Genomic DNA, 15760 nt, shown 5'->3' on the forward strand with positions numbered 1-15760 from the left:
TTCCCTTCACCATCCTGGGCCTAACTCTGCCGTCCCTGCCCCTGGCCGACTGGCTCCGTCTGGGCTTCACAGCCCTAGCAGGCAGCTTCTCTGTGGCAGGGATGCTAACCATACGAAAAGACAGGCTCAAAGCTTACCATCTTTTCGAGAACTCGATGCTGATCTATATTTTCTTCGTCCACGTCTTCGACTTCTTTGACATCCAGCTCTATGAACTCTTTGACCTTTTCGTCGATCTAGTAACGCTTATGGGGCTGAGATATATGATTAATCAGGAGGAGAGGAAGGAATCAGTGATAGGAAATCAGACTAATAAGGTATAATCCCGTTCACGTAATCCTCCTCATAGATTTCCAGAGACCTGTTAAATATTGAGAACATATAGAGCCCTGGTGTTTAAACGTGACTGTAGAACGTGCAGGACTTTGATTTGAACCCTATTTCTATGCATAAGCCATTAATCTAAAATAGTTTTTAGTTAACTATTAGTACTATTACTAATAAGTATATAGGTGAGAAAAACGTCGTGAATCCACAGACCTATTATTAAACATTAAATATCTAATATTTTTTTAAAGAATTGTCGAAAGCAAGGTGGTATGAAATGACAGAAAAAAATTCGAATGCCAGGATAAAGCCCATAGTTGATGGAATAAAGCGATCCAAGGAAAAATTAAAAGCTGTAGTATACAGCGACGAAGGTGGAGAGATAAAGATCTTATGCGAAAAGACTGTTGATCAAGACGAACTGGACTTGGATTTAAAAATGAAAACCAAGGATCTGCCTGAGACTGTAAAATTCGCAGTTGTCCCCGACGAAATAAAATCCAAGAGCTTGATACGTCGACTGGTCCAATCAGATAAGGCTCCCAGTGCTACCATTAAAAAGGATGTATTTAAGGCAAGGGATGGGATAGTCGAAAAAGAAGACTTTGTGAAAAAGGGCATTGATGACTTCCTTCCATTCTGGAAACTTACCCAAAATGTATGCGGCAGGGTGGTCAAGAGAGATCCGATCTTTGGCAACGACTGTCCAGTGCCGGGTGCCACGGTTCACATTTTGGACGTGGATGTGCATTTCATGTGGTGGTATCCCTATCCTGGCCAGCCATGGTGTTGGCTGTTCCCGTTTTGGATTCGCAGGGAAGAGATTGCCACAACAACGACTGACGAGTGCGGACGGTTCTGCGTGGACATTCCCCTCTTTGATATAGATGCCATCCTGAGATGGAGGCTTCGCATCCGCTGCTTATGGGATCTACTTAAACCGCCCAGAGTAATCGATGCCATCGATCTGGGCGTCAAACCCGATCTGAGAGCATATCCCAGGCTGAAACATTTGCCTGAGATGAAATACAGGTCTAGATCGGGCTCTGAAGTTCAGACACCGGTCATTCCACTTCCACCACCAGGTTCACCTGATTTGTATTCCAGTGCGCTGCCTTCGACAAGCCGGTTCTATACAGAGGCGAAATTCGAGATTGCGCGGAGGGCTATATCAGAAGAGCTGTTTGAGCCTCTGGCCAGAGACAAACAGCCGGTGATGGAGAAAGCAGCCTTCCCATTGCCAATATCGCCACCTGCTCTACCTGATGACGAGAAACTGCTGAAGTTACTGCCAGATAAAAGAATGATTGCCAATCTGCGCAAAGCCAAGCCAATCCTGCGCCTCATGCCCTGTTGGGCAGAGATTGTGCCTGAACTGAGGCTATTCCTGGATGTGCCAGATATTGTGTTCAAGGTGGAACAGGACACAAATGGCGATGGCAATCTGGAGACCATTTATGATCAAGGCCTCTTCGATGTGAACTGGAATCTCCAAGACCCCACCACTAACGTTGTCATTGATGTATGGGGAAATGCTATATGCGTCCCATGTGGCGCAGCTGGATATCAACCATGCACCACAACGGGGATAGTTGGCATAAATGATATGCCTGTAGATATCGCATATCTAAAAGATGGATATGCTGTGCGCGTCAACAGGCCCAAGCCAAATGGAGCACGCCCGGAAGCTGAGACACCATTTAGCGGCGTGTTGCGGCTGGTGGGATGTCCAGAATACTCTCAGGCGGCATTCTACAGAGTATTTTATAGTTTTATGGGTTCGGCTAAAGCTTTCAAGGAGTCTTGGTATCAATATAGAATCAGCTCCAGAACGTTTCATGAGGTAATGCCAGATTCAGATGGATTCTATCCCATATTGACTCCAGCTAATGACTACTATCCGTATCATACGCTCATAAATTGGCCAACTTATCACTATTCCAATGGAGAGTACAAGGTGCGTCTGGAGCTATACGATGCGGGTCACAATCCCATCTTGCCCGAACTGCCAGAGGTGGATGTGGTCGTGGACAATAGCCGACCTTTGGTCAAATTCCTGAGCCTTCGCTGGAGGCAAGCAGGAATAGCGGCCTGGAATGATCTGGATCTTGACTGCCCAATCATTTCCAGAATTCCGAATAGCAGTATAGATATGGAGGTTACTTACAATGTGGCTGCGGATCACTTGCGTGATCTGTCAATCAGCCTTGTCGGCTGCAAGGATGGCAGCACAATTATCGGCAGCTCAAGTTACTGGCACAAAGCAGTAAACGATAACAATAAGGTCCTAACATGGACTGTGAATGTGCCGAGCACAGCGGCCCAAGGAGCATACCACTTCTACTTGGAGGGCCGCAGCCGGGCTTTCAACGCCTACGGGGGCTTGGCAGTCGACTGGGAGTTCGATCCATTACACATATACGAAGGCGAGACACTAAACGTAGCCATCATAGATTCTTGAGGGACCTTGAGTAGCTGTCGGGCCACCGGCAGCTTTAACTTTATTGATATCTGTAATAGACTCTTGCAAATCGATATTAGCAGAATGATTTACTCAGTAATTATATGCCCAAACCCGGACTCGAACCGGGGACATTCAGATCTTCAGTCTGACGCTCTCCCAACTGAGCTACTTGGGCTGATAGGTGGGCCCGACGCGATTCGAACGCATGACCTCCGCCATGTCAAGGCGACGTCATAACCAGCTAGACCACGGGCCCGCAAGCAGGTTTCCTATCTTTCCTCGCAGATAAAGGCTTCGGTCAGGCAGAAGGGGGCACGCGGGGAGAGAATTCTGCAGGGACGAGAATGCATCTTACCCGCCATCCTGCCCAACTCCCCAAACCCCATCAGGTGTAATAGACCTCCCGATGATACTCATCCAGGGCCTTGATGGTGACCTGATCCTTCCCGGCGAGGAGAATGGCATCGGCCGCCGCCTGCGCCGCCTGGATGGTGGTGATATAGGGCACATGATAGTCCACCGCACTCCTCCGGATCTGATAGCCGTCTTTCACCGACTGCTTGGTGGTGGGAGTGTTGATTATCAGCTTCACCTCCCCCCGCTTCATATAGTCCAGCACATTGGGGCTGCCGTTATAGATCTTCTGCACCCTCTCCACCTTTATTCCCGATTTTGAGAGATACTCTGCGGTATTGTCCGTGGCGATGATATCCAGGCCTGCATCGACGAGCTTCCTCGCCGCCACAGCCGCTGCCGCCTTGTCCTCGTCTTTGACCGATATGAAGACCACTCCCCCCAGGGGCAGGGGATTGTAGGCTGACAGCTCCGCCTTGAAGAAGGCCAGACCCAGCTGGTAGTCAATGCCCATCACCTCTCCCGTAGACCTCATTTCCGGGCCCAGGAGGGCATCCGCCCCGGGCAGCTTATCGAAGGGCAAAAGAACCTCCTTTACCGCCACATAGGGCACCTTAGGCTCCCTGGTGTACCCCTGCTCGGCCAATGATTTGCCGATCATCACATTGGCCGCGATCTTGGCCAGGGGCAGGCCGGTGGCCTTGGAGACGAAGGGTATGGTCCGGCTGGATCGGGGGTTGGCCTCCAGGACATAAACTGTGCCGTCCTTGTAAGCCATCTGCAGGTTGACGATACCGATCACACCCAGGCCCAGGGCAATTTTGCGCACATAATCCCGCACCACCTCTAAGACGACGCCGGGCAAAGTCTGGGGCGGTATCATGCAGGCGCTGTCGCCTGAGTGGATTCCCGCCTCCTCGATATGCTCCATGATCGCCCCAATCAGGACATCCGTCCCGTCGCAGACGGCATCCACATCTATCTCCACCGCATCCTGCAGGAAGTCGTCGATCAAGACCGGATGCTCCCTCGAGACCCGCACCGCCTCCTGCATGTACACGTCCAGTCCCTTCTCATCATAGACGATCTCCATCGCCCGGCCCCCTAAAACGTAGCTGGGCCGGACCAGGACAGGATAGCCTATCTTTGCCGCCACCTCCCGCGCCTCAGCCGGTGAGAAGGCGATGCCCGCATTGGGCTGGGGGATGTTCAGCCTGGTCATGAGGGCATTGAACCTCTCCCGGTCCTCAGCCAGGTCGATGCTGTCAGGCGAGGTGCCTAAAATTCTCGTCTTCAGCCCCAGGCGAGCGATCTCCTTTTCCAGAGAAAGAGCCAGGTTGATGGCCGTCTGGCCGCCGAACTGCACCATCAGGCCGTGGGGCTCCTCTTTCTCAATGATGTTCATCACATCCTCCAGGGTGACCGGCTCGAAGAACAGCTTGTCCGAGGTATCATAATCGGTGGAGACGGTCTCCGGATTGTTATTGATAATATGGGCCTCTATCCCCTGCTCTCGCAGGGCCATGACCGCATGAACGGTGCAGTAGTCGAACTCTATCCCCTGGCCGATCCGGATAGGGCCCGAGCCCAGGATGAGGACCTTCTTCCGGCCGGAGGGCACAAGCTCGCACTGGGTATCGTAGGAGGAGTAGTAATATGGAGTGGTGGCCTCGAACTCCGCAGCGCAGGTATCCACCATCTTGAAGGTGGGAATGATCTTCAGGGAGCGGCGCAGGTCAGCTATCTCCTCCCGGCTTCGTCCCACCATCGATCCGATCTGCTCATCGGTAAAGCCCGTCCTCTTCGCCCGGCGCAGGGTATCCGCATCCATAACGGAATTTTCGTTTGTTCCCTTAGCCTGCCTTATCTCCTCCTCCATCCGGACGATATTTACAATCCGGTAGATGAAGTAGGGCCCAATGCCGGTGATATCCGATATCTCCTCGGGACTCGTCCCCCTCTTCAGAGCCTCATAGATGGCAAACAGTCGGTCGTCTGTGGGATTCACTAGCAGATCCCGCAGCTCCTCGTCCGTCCAGGTGGCATACTTTCCCTTGTATCCGAAATCCTTGTCGATATCCAAAGACCGTACGGCCTTCAAGAGCGCCTCCTCATAGCTCCTGCCGATGGCCATCACCTCGCCGGTGGACTTCATGGCGGTGGTAAGGGTCTTGTCCGCCCGGACGAACTTGTCAAACGGCCAGCGGGGGATCTTAGCCACCACATAATCCACCATCGGCTCAAAGGATGCCGGCGTCTCCCGGGTTACATCGTTTCTGATCTCATCCAGTGTCATGCCAATGGCGATCTTGGCCGTCACCCGGGCAATAGGATAGCCGGTGGCTTTGGAGGCCAGGGCGCTGGAGCGGGATACACGGGGGTTGACCTCGATCACCCGGTACTCGCCATCCTTGACCGCGAACTGGATGTTGCAGCCCCCCTCGATCTTCAGAGCCCGGATGATATTGATGGCCGCGCTCCTGAGCATCTGAATCTCATGGTCGGTGAGGGTCTGGATGGGGGTCACCACTATCGACTCGCCGGTGTGAATCCCCATGGGGTCCATGTTCTCCATATTGCAGATGGTGATGCAGGTATCATTGCTATCCCTCATCACCTCATACTCCAGCTCCGTCCAGCCCCCCACGCTCTCTTCGAGGAGCACCTGGCTGATCCTGGACCTTTTCAGCCCCAGGTCGCAGATCTGCAAGAGCTCCTCCCGGGTCTTGGCTATGCCTCCTCCCGAACCGCCCAATGTATATGCGGGCCTGACCACCAGGGGCAGACCAAGCTCCTCCATAACCTCCAGAGCCTCATCCAAAGTGTTGACCGCCCGGCTCTCTGGCACCGGCTCGCCCACCTTCTGCATGGCCTGCTTGAACAGGTCCCGGTCCTCAGCCTCCTGAATGGATTTGACTGAGGTCCCAAGCACCTCCACATTGTACTTCTCTAGAATTCCCATCTCTGCCAGCTCGGAGGTGATGTTCAGTCCGGTCTGGCCGCCGATGCCGGCGATGATTCCATCCGGCCTCTCCTTCTCAATGATCTTGGCGACGATATCCGGCTCCAGAGGCTCGATATAGACCTTGTCCGCGGTGTCCGGATCGGTCATGATGGTGGCCGGATTGGAGTTGACCAGGACCACTTCAATCCCCTCCTCGCGCAGGGACTTGCAGGCCTGAGACCCGGAGAAATCAAACTCCGCCGCCTGGCCGATCTGAATGGGTCCCGAGCCTATGAGAAGGACCTTATGTATATCCGCTCTTTTGGGCATCCTCTATCCCCTCCCCGGCACAGCCCGGTCATTTTTGCCATTTTTGTCATCCTTGCCATGCTTGCCCTTCTTGTTATCCATGACCCCCACCACTGAGCTGAAGAAGTGATCGGTGGTGCAATGAGGCCCAGGATAGGCCTCAGGGTGATACTGCACCGCGATGACATCCAGGCTCTTACTCTGGATCCCCTCCACCGTACCGTCGCTGGCATTAAGCTGGGTGACCTCCAGCCCTGTCCCCTCCAGGGAGGAGGGAACTACAGCGAAGTTATGGTTCTGAGAGGTGATGTAGACGATCCCCTTCCCCAGGTCTTTGACCGGCTGATTGCCTCCATGATGGCCGAACTTGAGCTTGAAGGTCTCCGCTCCCAGGGCCAGGGATATGACCTGATGGCCCAGGCATATGCCAAATATGGGCATCTCTCCAGCGAAATGGCGCACGGCCTGGATGGCCTTCTCCGCTCTCTCCGGGTCCCCAGGGCCATTGGACAGAAACAGGGCATCAGGTCCAGCCGCTTCTATATCCTGAATCGTGCTATGTGCAGGGAGCACCATCAGATCAAAATCCCTATCTGACAGGCTTCTCAATATCCTCCTCTTGATCCCCAGGTCGATCACCGCGATCCTCTTGCCCCGGCCTTCAATCCGGTAGGGCTTTTTGCAGGTGACATCCCTCAGGAGGTCTTGGCTGGATATGTCCGGCTGGGATCGGGCCAGGCCCACCACATCCAGATCCATTATCTCGTCCTTCTCACCCACGGCAACCGCGGCCTTCAGCACCCCTTGTTCTCTCACCTTAATGGTGAGCATCCTGGTGTCCACTTCGCACAGTCCAGGCCGGCCCTCATCCAGCAAGAACTGATTGAGGGTTTTGTTCAGGCGGTGATGAGTCGGACGGTCCCAGTGCTCCCTGCAGATCATGGCCCTGGGCCACATCCCGTCCGACTGAAAATCGTCCCCGCTCACCCCATAATTGCCCTGGAGAGGATAAGTGAACAACAGCATCTCTCCATGATAAGAGGGATCGGTCAGCGCCTCCTCATAACCGGACATGATGGTTGTGAAGACCAGTTCGCCCGCGACAACGCCGGGCGCACCAAAACCGGTACCTATCACCCGTGTACCGTCTTCTAACCCTAAGAGCCCAATCATATTATCGGGAAAACAAGACGCCAGGTCGTCTAAATACATTTCGATGATGAGTTGGACGATCAGATCGCAGCAAAGAGATCATCATCTTTTTTAATCTTGAGACCATAATTCGGTCTATGGAAGTATCTGTAGAGACCACGCGCAGCTCCGAGTTCAAGCAGATCTATGCCATCGGGGCAATAGGCGGCCACAGCCCCTATGACTTCAGAATTGCTTTTTACAATGATTCGCCCAAGATCCAGAGAGATGGGAACAAGAACATCACCGTCATGGAAAGAAAGATCGAGATGGAGATCATCTTATCTCCTCTAGCTGCCAAGGAGCTGGCCAGATGGCTGGAAGAGCATATCAAGGACTATGAGAAGAAATTTGGGGAAATCAAGAGGCCTGGTGCAGGGTCTGGCGAGAAGGGTAACACGGAAAAATCCGGAGAATCTGCCCCCATTCAGGGCTACATGTGATGATCCATGAACAGCAAAGAAAAGATTCAACTTCACAAAGGAATGGATTGCGTCCGGAGAATGGATTTTGAGAAAGCCATAGAATACTTCCAAATTGTCACCGCCTCCAATCCGGATATGCCAGAGGCCTGGAACAACCTGGGCGTGGCCTTCTATGGCCTGGGTCGAATCGATGAGGCTCTGGAGAGCTACGACCGATCTATTGCCCTCGATCCGAGTAATCTCGATGCTCTGCGAAACCGTGCATTTCTGCTTCGAAACCAAAAGAGGCTACCTGAGGCCCTGGAGGCCTACGATACCGTCCTGGAAAAGGGAGGAGATGCCATAGACCTCGAGTCCACTGCGGTTGTTCTAACCGCTATGGGAAGGCTGGAGGAGGCCCTCAACTGCCTGTACCTTGCCCGGGAGAAGCTCTCTTTAAAGCGCCTGGAGGATGAGATAGAGATGGTGCAGAAAAAGATCCTGGAAAGGGACGGACAGAGCGGGGATTAGGCCAAATGCGAGCCGGATGGCGGGGCAGAGAGAAAAGAGTAATAGCAGGAAAGCTCTTTGAATCATCAACTGGACGGGGAGGTGAGAGGCTATGAAGGGTTTTATAATGATCAATGTAGAGCCAGGGACAGAGAAAGCAGTCCACGATCGCTTGGAGAAGATCAAAGGGATCTGCGAGGTCGTTCCCGTATACGGTGAGAGGGATTTCATCGCCATAGTAGACGTGGAAGGCATCTCCGACCTCAACCGGGCAGTGATGAATGTGAGGGAGATAAACGGAGTGACCAATACTCAGACCATTCTGGGCATGGAGCTGAAGTTCTAGGACAGGATGCAAATAACCAAGGATTCCGGTTCGCTCTGGCCCCTCTATCTGGCGGTATTCGTCGCCGTCCTGGGATTCACTCTGGTCGTACCATTCTTTCCCAGCTATGTTATGGACCTGGGGGCATCTTACACCCTGCTCGGGTTCATAATATCCATCTACGGAGCGTCGCAGCTGCTAGTCCAGGTGCCTATAGGCCGCCTCTCCGACCGGATGGGAAGAAAGAGGCTAATGCTCATAGGACTGATGACATTTGCAGTCCTCCCACCTCTGTACATCTATGCCGAGAACGCCTATACCCTGCTATTCATAAGAGCTCTGGGGGGTGTCGGTGCCGCCTTCGTCTGGCCCACTGCCATGGCCCTGATCATAGACCAGTCTCGTGCTCACAGCAGAGGAGCCGCCATGGGCTTTTACAATGCTGCCTTTTACTCCGCCCTGGCTTTAGGTCCATTTATGGGGGGAGCGCTCTATGATCAGATGGGGCTTGAAGCACCCTTCTACTTCTGGACCCTCCTGGGAATAGCATCGATCATCATAGTCACTTTTAAAGTACCCGAATCCAGGGGCATAGTCCCGAAGGCTGATGAGCAGCCTCAAAGAAGAGAGGAGCCACTCATCGCCCCTGGATATGCGATCACATTTCTCGCCTGCTGCGCGGTCATCCTCTGGTCAGGGGTGGTGGGCGGCTTCAACATCACCCTTCTCCCTTCCTACGCCAAGGCTCTGGGCTTCTCCACCACCGATATAGGGCTCATCTATCTGGTCTATGGAGGAATCACTGCCATCTCCAACATTTACTTCGGCCGCCTGGCAGATCGAGGGAGGAGAAAATGGCTCATATTTCTGGGCAGCCTGGCTGGCCTGATCTCATTTGCGCTTCTCTTCATAGTCTCAAACCTCATCCAGGTACTGATCCTCTTTGCCGGCCTGGGTTTGGGCCTGGGCATATGCAGCCCGGCGGCTGCCGCACTCGTCGCCGATACCACCAATGCATCTCGGAGGGGGGAGACCTATGGCATCTTCAATACTGCCCGTATGTCCGGAGTGGTGGTGGGCCCTATCATGGCCGGGCTGGCGGCGGATATGCAGGGAATTGATGGCGCTTTGTATGCCTTCACTCTGATCGCCCTGGCAATAACTTTGGGAGCTGTTGCCATCCGGGAAGCAAAAGAGGATTCCGTAAATAGCAGGGAAGATGCCGATAGGCTCTGAAAAGGGTGACAGAAAAGACCAATTGAGCTGCAGGAGGGGTCAACTCCCGCCAGCCCGATTTCGGCAGCGATCCGTTCCAGTATCCTTATTGGCTCAAATTCGTCCAGGAGCCCTGGCCACCCACTCGGAATGAGGATTTATCTTTGGCATACAGCAGATTGTTCTCTGCATGGCCGTCGAAGGTGGGAGAGGCCAGGAAAGATGCGGTCCCTTTTCCAGCGCTGGTGATCATTATAGAGTTGGTGACATTTGTATAGTTGACCGGAATGGCACGCATATAGAAGTCCTCGCCCAGGGTGGAGTAATAGGTAAAACCAGCGATCCTGGTGAGGGCAGTGTCTGTGATATTGAAGGCGGCGTTGGCTGAATAATATTCCGATATCGGGAAGGATAGAGGATCGGTATAAAGCCAAGTCGTTCCCAGGGTGGTACTGGCCAGCATTAGGAGCACGGCAGCCGAAATGAGATGCTTTATCATGAACCGTCTTGCTTGCATGAAAGGGATTTAAATCTAACTGACGTTTGGAAAGAAAAATCGGAGGTGGGCATATTTCTCCTCTGCCCACCTCAAAAAGCTTCAAGCCAGCAGCCTTTGCATCCTTTCCGATCCAGAAGCTGCAGGCATTATGCTTATTTGCAGTCTCTTTGCCTTTCTATTCGATGTGCTGGCTCCTACCGTCTCACCATATCCTGCAGCATATAGCCCTGGCCCATGGCACTGTCATAAGCATTGGCTGGGGCATGCTTGCCGTCTCTGACATACACATAGACCCTATAGTTGCCAGCATCGGTGGGAGCACTGGACCAGGTCCACTGATTCTTAGCTGACCAGCTCTGCACGATCCTCCAAACATTGCCGGTGGAGGGGCCTTTCAGCCAGAACTGATAATACAATGGATCTTTATCTGCATCGCTAGCGGTTGCCGTCCACTTAACCGGGGTTCCAGCTCCCTGGGGGCTGGGGCGGTCGGATTTCAGAGCGGTCAGAACCGGCGGCTGATTGGAGATCAGCTGATAGGAGGAGCCCAGAGCGCTATCGTACCCGGTGTCAGGGTAATGCCAGCCGTCTCTGGCGTAGACGTAGACCGTATAGGCTCCGCCATCATTTGGCATGCTGGACCAGGTCCACTGGTTCGCCAGGGACCAGTCTTGAGCTATCTGCCAGACGTTGCCGGTGGAGGGGCCTTTCAACCAGAACCGGTAGTATATCGGATCTTTATCTGCATCGATTGCCGCAGCGGTCCACTTAACCGGGGTTCCAGCTCCTTGAGGGCTGAGGCGGTCGGATTTCAGAGCGGTCAGAACCGGCGGCTGATTGGGGGCCAGGATGAAGGGGGCCCCCACAGCGCTATCATATCCGGTCTCAGGATTATGCCAGCCATCCCGGACATAGACATAGACCGTATAGGCTCCGCCATCGGACGGCAGGCTGGCCCAGGTCCACTGATTCTTATATGACCAGTCCTGCACTATCTTCCAGCTGTTCCCGGTGGATGGACCCTTCAGCCAGAACCGGTAAAGCAGTGGCTCCATATCCGGGTCAGTCGCTATTGCTGTCCAGGTCACAGGCGTTCCTGCCTTCTGGGAGCTGGGTTTGTCCGATCCAAGGGAGATCAGAGTGGGGGGCAGATTCTGCCGCCGCACTGTGAACAGCGCACCAGCATCATCGTCCCATCCGGCTGGGCTGGAATGGAGGCCATCCCTCACCTGCACCTTGATCTCGCTGGTGCCCGCATCAGCCGGCGTTGTCGGCCAGGTCCAGGTTGGATCGGTGGACCAGTCGCGGACCATTCGCCACAGTCCGCCGGTCGATGGACCCCTCATCCAGTACCTGAAGAAGAGCGGATTGCCCTCCGGGTCGCTGGCGGTGGCCGCCCATCTGATGGTAGCTCCTACTGGCTGTGCGCTGGGAAGGTTCGTGCCCAGGCCGGTGATCACCGGAGGCAGGTTCACATTCATGATGAAGAACCGGCCAACCTGATAGTCATCCGAGCCGGCAGGTCCGGCATGCTTGCCGTCCCTGACTGCTACCAGCACCTCGCTGTAGCCCACGTCTGCAGGAGTGGTCCTCCAGATCCACTGGTTGCTCTTGCCCCAGCCGGTCATATCCACCCAGAATCCGCGGGTGGCAGGACCGCGCAGGAAGAACCGGTACTGCAAGGGGTCTCTGTCTGGATCAGAGGCTATAGCCGTCCACTTGATCCAGCTGCCGGCATACTGCGGCTCAGGCCGGTCGGTGTAAAGGACCTGCACACTGGGCGGCAGATTGCCGCCGGTCAGGCTAAAGGAGACGGTCTTCTTGACATCGTATCCTCCTGGGCCAGAATGCTGTCCATCCCTGATCCAGACCTCAACCTCATACTTACCGGCAGGATAGCCGAGAGTGTTCCAGGTCCAGACGCTCCTGCTGCTATAGCCGGTGTCCAGGTTGATTCCCGGCCCTCTAACCAGGAATCTGTACTGGAGAGGATCAAGGTCATCTGCCCTGGCCGTCCAGATGATCGGTGTTCCAGACCTCTGGGGACTGCTCTTGTCCGGGATAAGTGATGGATTGGCAGGCAATGGATTCCAGTTGCCGAAATCCTTTCCAGAAACGCTGGTAGTGGATGAATCCAGGGTGACGGTATAAGTGCCACTCGCTGGTGCCTTCTGATCCCATCCGGGCTGATGAATCTCCCGAACGGTATAGGTTCCAGAGGCAACATCCGTGAAACTGTAAGAGCCGTCAGCTTCGGTGGTTGCAACCTTTATCACCCCTCCTCCAGCCGGCTCCAGGTTGATCTTCCAGCCGCCCATTCCTGGCTCGCCGGGATCTCTGACCCCGTTGCCGTTGATATCGTTGTACTTCACTCCAGAGATGGATTGAGCTGCCAATCTATTCCCAAAGTCGTTGTCCTTTGCCTCTCTGGGAGGTGTTCTCACATCGAAGACTATGCTGTGGCTCCCCCCCGCTGGAGCGGTCTGCGTCCAGCCGGTTCTTGAGGTCTCGCTAACCTTGTATGTGCCGGGAAGGAGCCTCTCGAACTTGTAGTTGCCGTTGTTGTCCGTGGTGGCGGTAAGGGTGGGAAGCGGCTTGCCAAACCAGGTGCTCCCGGTCAGGACCATCTCCCAGCCGGAAAGGCCCTTCTCACCGGGATTCTTGGTGCTGTCGCTATTCAGATCCTCGTACTTCATTCCGGATATGGAATTAGATCCGCGTATTCCGAAGTTGACGTTGGTCACCACTACCGTTTTGATGGTCACTGTGACCGTGGAAGAGGTGGTGAGGACCATGCCCGTCGGGACGGGATCGTTTATGGTGTAGGTCCCAGGCAGGACGTTCTCGAAGCTGTAGAGTCCGTTCTCATCGGTGGTGGTATTGGCCACTACCTTGCCGTTCTCGACCAGGCTCACTTCCCCGCCGGGAATGCCAGGCTCATCCTCGTCCTGCAGGCCGTTGCCGTTGATGTCATAGTACTTCTGGCCGGAGATGGAAAGACCGCCGCTGTTGGCGAAATCCTTGTCGGCCACATCGGCATCCTTAAGCTCAACCGTCCAGGGGCCTTCAGGTGCTATCTGATTGATGCCCTCTGCAGCGACCTGGCTTATGCTGTAGGTTCCAGGAGACAGATTGCGGAAGGCATAAGAGCCATCTTCAAGCGTGGTGGTGGCATTTATGACGCTACCGTCGCGGGATAGCTGAATGGCCACTCCAGCCCTGCCCGGCTCGCCCTCATCCTTGACGCCGTTGCCGTTGCTGTCCAGGAAGCTGGTTCCTGATATGGCAAAGGAGCCGTGGTTGCCGAAGTTTATGTCTGCTACATCCCCATCCGTCAGCTCCACGGTGTAGGAGCCTTCAGGAGGTGCAGTCCTGGTCCAGCCAGCCTGCTCGACCTCGGATACGGTGTAGCTTCCGGGGGATAGCTCTGCGAACTTATAGGATCCGTCCTTTTCCGTGGTGGCAGTGCTGATCAAACTGCCGTCTCTAGAGAGCTCAATCGTCCAGCCCTCCATTCCCGGCTCGCCGTCGAAGGCACCGTTGCCGTTCAGGTCGTTGAACTTCCTGCCGGAGATGGTGTACTGGACGAGCTTGTTGACGAAGTCCAGGCCTTCAACGTCTCCTTCGGATAGATCGACGTTATGAGATCCGCCTTCGGGAATTGCTGCCACCCAGCCAGAGGGCAGAGTCTCGCTGATGGTGTAGCTTCCAGCATCAAGATCCTGGAAACTATAGGTTCCATCCTCTCGGGTTAAGACGCTAACCTGGCTTTGATCCGGTTTGGTTATCTGTACCGTCCAGCCGGATAAGGCCTCGCCGCTGTCAGACACACCATTTCCGTTCTTGTCCTCATATACCAGGCCCGAGATGTTCATCTTCGGCTCGGCGAGGGTGAAGTAGCCGGAGTACTCGGAGTCAAAGCCGTCTTCGCCAGAGTGTTGTCCATCTCTAACCTGAACTTTCACCTGGTTCTCTCCCCGATCTATTGAGGATGTCACCCAGGCCCAGGTATCATCTGAAATCCATTCTGTCTTTGGCTCCCAGGCTCCATTTGTTGCCGGTCCATTGAGGAAGAACCGGAAGAGCAACGGATCCATGTCCACGTCAGTGGCATTGGCGGTCCAGGTTACAGTCACCCCTGGCTTCTGGGGGCTTATGATATCCGGAATCAGAGAGTTCAGCACAGGGGTCTGATTCTCCACAACAGGAGCTACGACCTCTGCATCCTCTTCAGATACCTCTTCGGTCAGGTTCTCGGTGATGTTCTCCGGTGCGATGGGAGTGGTGATGTTCTCAGTCACTGGAGGGGCCAGAGTATCCTCTGGGATCTCCACCACTTCAGTCACATTCTCCGCCTCAGCGGTCATATTGGCCTGAGCGGTGGCATTCTCTTCATCTGTGACATTGGCGGGAGCTGTCACATTGACCTGGTCAGTGACGTTTGTCTCAGCGGGAGCGATCTCCTCCGCAGGTTCCTCTGCAAAGGGAGCTTCTTCTTCGAGCGGCACTATGACGAACTCGGAGCTTCTGTTTCCGCTATCGCCCTCCGGCCCCTCATGCTGATCGTCCCTGGCCTGGGCTGTGATCAGGAATGATCCGGCCTCAGATGCAGTCCAGATGAACTTGTTTTCTGCCTGCCAGTCGGTGACTGCAGTCTCGTTGACCAGGAAGCGATAAGATATGGGATCATCTTCCGGATCGCTGGCAACTGCTGTCCAGTTGACACTGCTTCCCAGAACCTGGGGGCTTCCCAGATCGGCTGAAAGCTCTGTGATGCTTGGTGATTCATTCGGCTCAGCAGCGGCCTCTTCGACCGGTTCTGCTTCTGCGACCTCCTGAGCAGCTTCTTCTGCCAGAGGCATTGTTATGGCGAACTCAGCGCTTCTGTTTCCGCTCTCGCCTTCGGGTCCATCGTGCTGATCGTCTTTGACCTGCACGGTGATCAATGCCGTTCCGGCTTCTGTTGCCGTCCAGGCGAACAGATTCTCGGGCTGCCAGTCGGTGACTGGGGTATCGTTGACCAGGAAGCGGTAGGATATGGTATCATTTTCCGCATCGCTGGCCGTTGCTGTCCAATTGATCCTGCTTCCCAGAAGCTGTGGGCTTGCCAGATCAGCGGCCAGATCCATTAGCTCTGGCGGATTGTTTGGAGCAGCCTCAACCACGAATTCCGCTGTCTGGGAGCTATCTCCTTCTGGATTGTGGTTGTTGTCCCGAG

Annotated in this window: 10 protein-coding genes and 2 tRNA genes; 6 read left to right on the forward strand and 6 right to left on the reverse strand. The window is 54.5% G+C overall.

Features of this window, described 5'->3' with window-relative positions; translation table 11 throughout:
- Positions 1-323 (forward strand): hypothetical protein (locus BP822_RS06975; protein ID WP_286878041.1); only part of this gene is annotated, 323 nt, incomplete at its 5' end.
- A 281-nt stretch (positions 324-604) separates the two neighbouring features.
- Positions 605-2788, forward strand: coding sequence for a hypothetical protein (locus BP822_RS06980; RefSeq protein WP_286878042.1), 2184 nt, complete (start codon positions 605-607; stop codon positions 2786-2788).
- Between the two features lie 105 nt (positions 2789-2893).
- Here BP822_RS06980 and BP822_RS06985 read toward each other — a convergent pair.
- The 4 genes from BP822_RS06985 to carA form a co-directional block, all read right to left on the reverse strand.
- Positions 2894-2966: transfer RNA gene (locus tag BP822_RS06985), tRNA-Phe, on the reverse strand.
- Positions 2967-2973: 7 nt separating this feature from the next.
- Positions 2974-3047 (reverse strand) — tRNA-Val (locus BP822_RS06990).
- 129 nt (positions 3048-3176) lie between these two features.
- Positions 3177-6419 (reverse strand): carbamoyl-phosphate synthase large subunit, encoded by a 3243-nt coding sequence (gene carB / locus BP822_RS06995; protein WP_276619573.1) that lies wholly within the window; start codon positions 6417-6419, stop codon positions 3177-3179.
- 3 nt (positions 6420-6422) lie between these two features.
- On the reverse strand, positions 6423-7571 hold the full coding sequence (gene carA / locus BP822_RS07000; RefSeq protein ID WP_048131886.1) for a glutamine-hydrolyzing carbamoyl-phosphate synthase small subunit: 1149 nt from the start codon (positions 7569-7571) through the stop codon (positions 6423-6425).
- Positions 7572-7687: 116 nt separating this feature from the next.
- On the opposite strand from carA, the gene BP822_RS07005 reads away from it, so the two are divergent.
- The 4 genes from BP822_RS07005 to BP822_RS07020 all read left to right on the forward strand — a co-directional run bounded on the left by BP822_RS07005 (position 7688) and on the right by BP822_RS07020 (position 10064).
- Complete coding sequence (locus BP822_RS07005; RefSeq protein WP_013718825.1) at positions 7688-8032, forward strand: DUF3467 domain-containing protein; 345 nt, start codon at positions 7688-7690, stop codon at positions 8030-8032.
- Between the two features lie 6 nt (positions 8033-8038).
- The gene (locus tag BP822_RS07010; RefSeq protein WP_013718826.1) at positions 8039-8524 is read left to right on the forward strand and encodes a tetratricopeptide repeat protein; all 486 of its coding nucleotides are present in this window, start codon (positions 8039-8041) and stop codon (positions 8522-8524) included.
- Between the two features lie 91 nt (positions 8525-8615).
- Positions 8616-8849, forward strand: a complete 234-nt coding sequence (locus BP822_RS07015; protein WP_013718827.1) for an Lrp/AsnC ligand binding domain-containing protein — start codon at positions 8616-8618, stop codon at positions 8847-8849.
- Between the two features lie 6 nt (positions 8850-8855).
- Complete coding sequence (locus BP822_RS07020; protein WP_013718828.1) at positions 8856-10064, forward strand: MFS transporter; 1209 nt, start codon at positions 8856-8858, stop codon at positions 10062-10064.
- Positions 10065-10149: 85 nt separating this feature from the next.
- Here BP822_RS07020 and BP822_RS07025 read toward each other — a convergent pair whose 3' ends face one another.
- Together BP822_RS07025 and BP822_RS07030 are read right to left on the reverse strand one after the other, a co-directional pair.
- Positions 10150-10542 carry a hypothetical protein gene (locus BP822_RS07025; RefSeq protein ID WP_048131888.1) on the reverse strand — a complete coding sequence of 131 codons (393 nt, stop codon included), beginning with the start codon at positions 10540-10542 and terminating at the stop codon, positions 10150-10152.
- A 194-nt stretch (positions 10543-10736) separates the two neighbouring features.
- Positions 10737-15760 (reverse strand): SdrD B-like domain-containing protein (locus BP822_RS07030; protein WP_286878043.1); only part of this gene is annotated, 5024 nt, incomplete at its 5' end.

The organism is Methanosaeta sp. UBA458, assembly GCF_002496085.1.
GTDB classification, from domain to species: Archaea; Halobacteriota; Methanosarcinia; order Methanotrichales; family Methanotrichaceae; genus Methanothrix; species Methanothrix soehngenii.

What these genes read in the sequence shown, in the direction of transcription:
- carB (WP_276619573.1), bottom strand. Translation starts at nt 6,419, where the DNA reads ATGCCCAAAAGAGCGGATATACATAAGGTCCTTCTCATAGGCTCGGGA.
- carA (WP_048131886.1), bottom strand. Translation starts at nt 7,571, where the DNA reads ATGATTGGGCTCTTAGGGTTAGAAGACGGTACACGGGTGATAGGTACC.
- BP822_RS07025 (WP_048131888.1), bottom strand. Translation starts at nt 10,542, where the DNA reads ATGATAAAGCATCTCATTTCGGCTGCCGTGCTCCTAATGCTGGCCAGT.
- BP822_RS07020 (WP_013718828.1), top strand. Translation starts at nt 8,856, where the DNA reads ATGCAAATAACCAAGGATTCCGGTTCGCTCTGGCCCCTCTATCTGGCG.
- BP822_RS06980 (WP_286878042.1), top strand. Translation starts at nt 605, where the DNA reads ATGACAGAAAAAAATTCGAATGCCAGGATAAAGCCCATAGTTGATGGA.
- BP822_RS07005 (WP_013718825.1), top strand. Translation starts at nt 7,688, where the DNA reads ATGGAAGTATCTGTAGAGACCACGCGCAGCTCCGAGTTCAAGCAGATC.
- BP822_RS07015 (WP_013718827.1), top strand. Translation starts at nt 8,616, where the DNA reads ATGAAGGGTTTTATAATGATCAATGTAGAGCCAGGGACAGAGAAAGCA.
- BP822_RS07010 (WP_013718826.1), top strand. Translation starts at nt 8,039, where the DNA reads ATGAACAGCAAAGAAAAGATTCAACTTCACAAAGGAATGGATTGCGTC.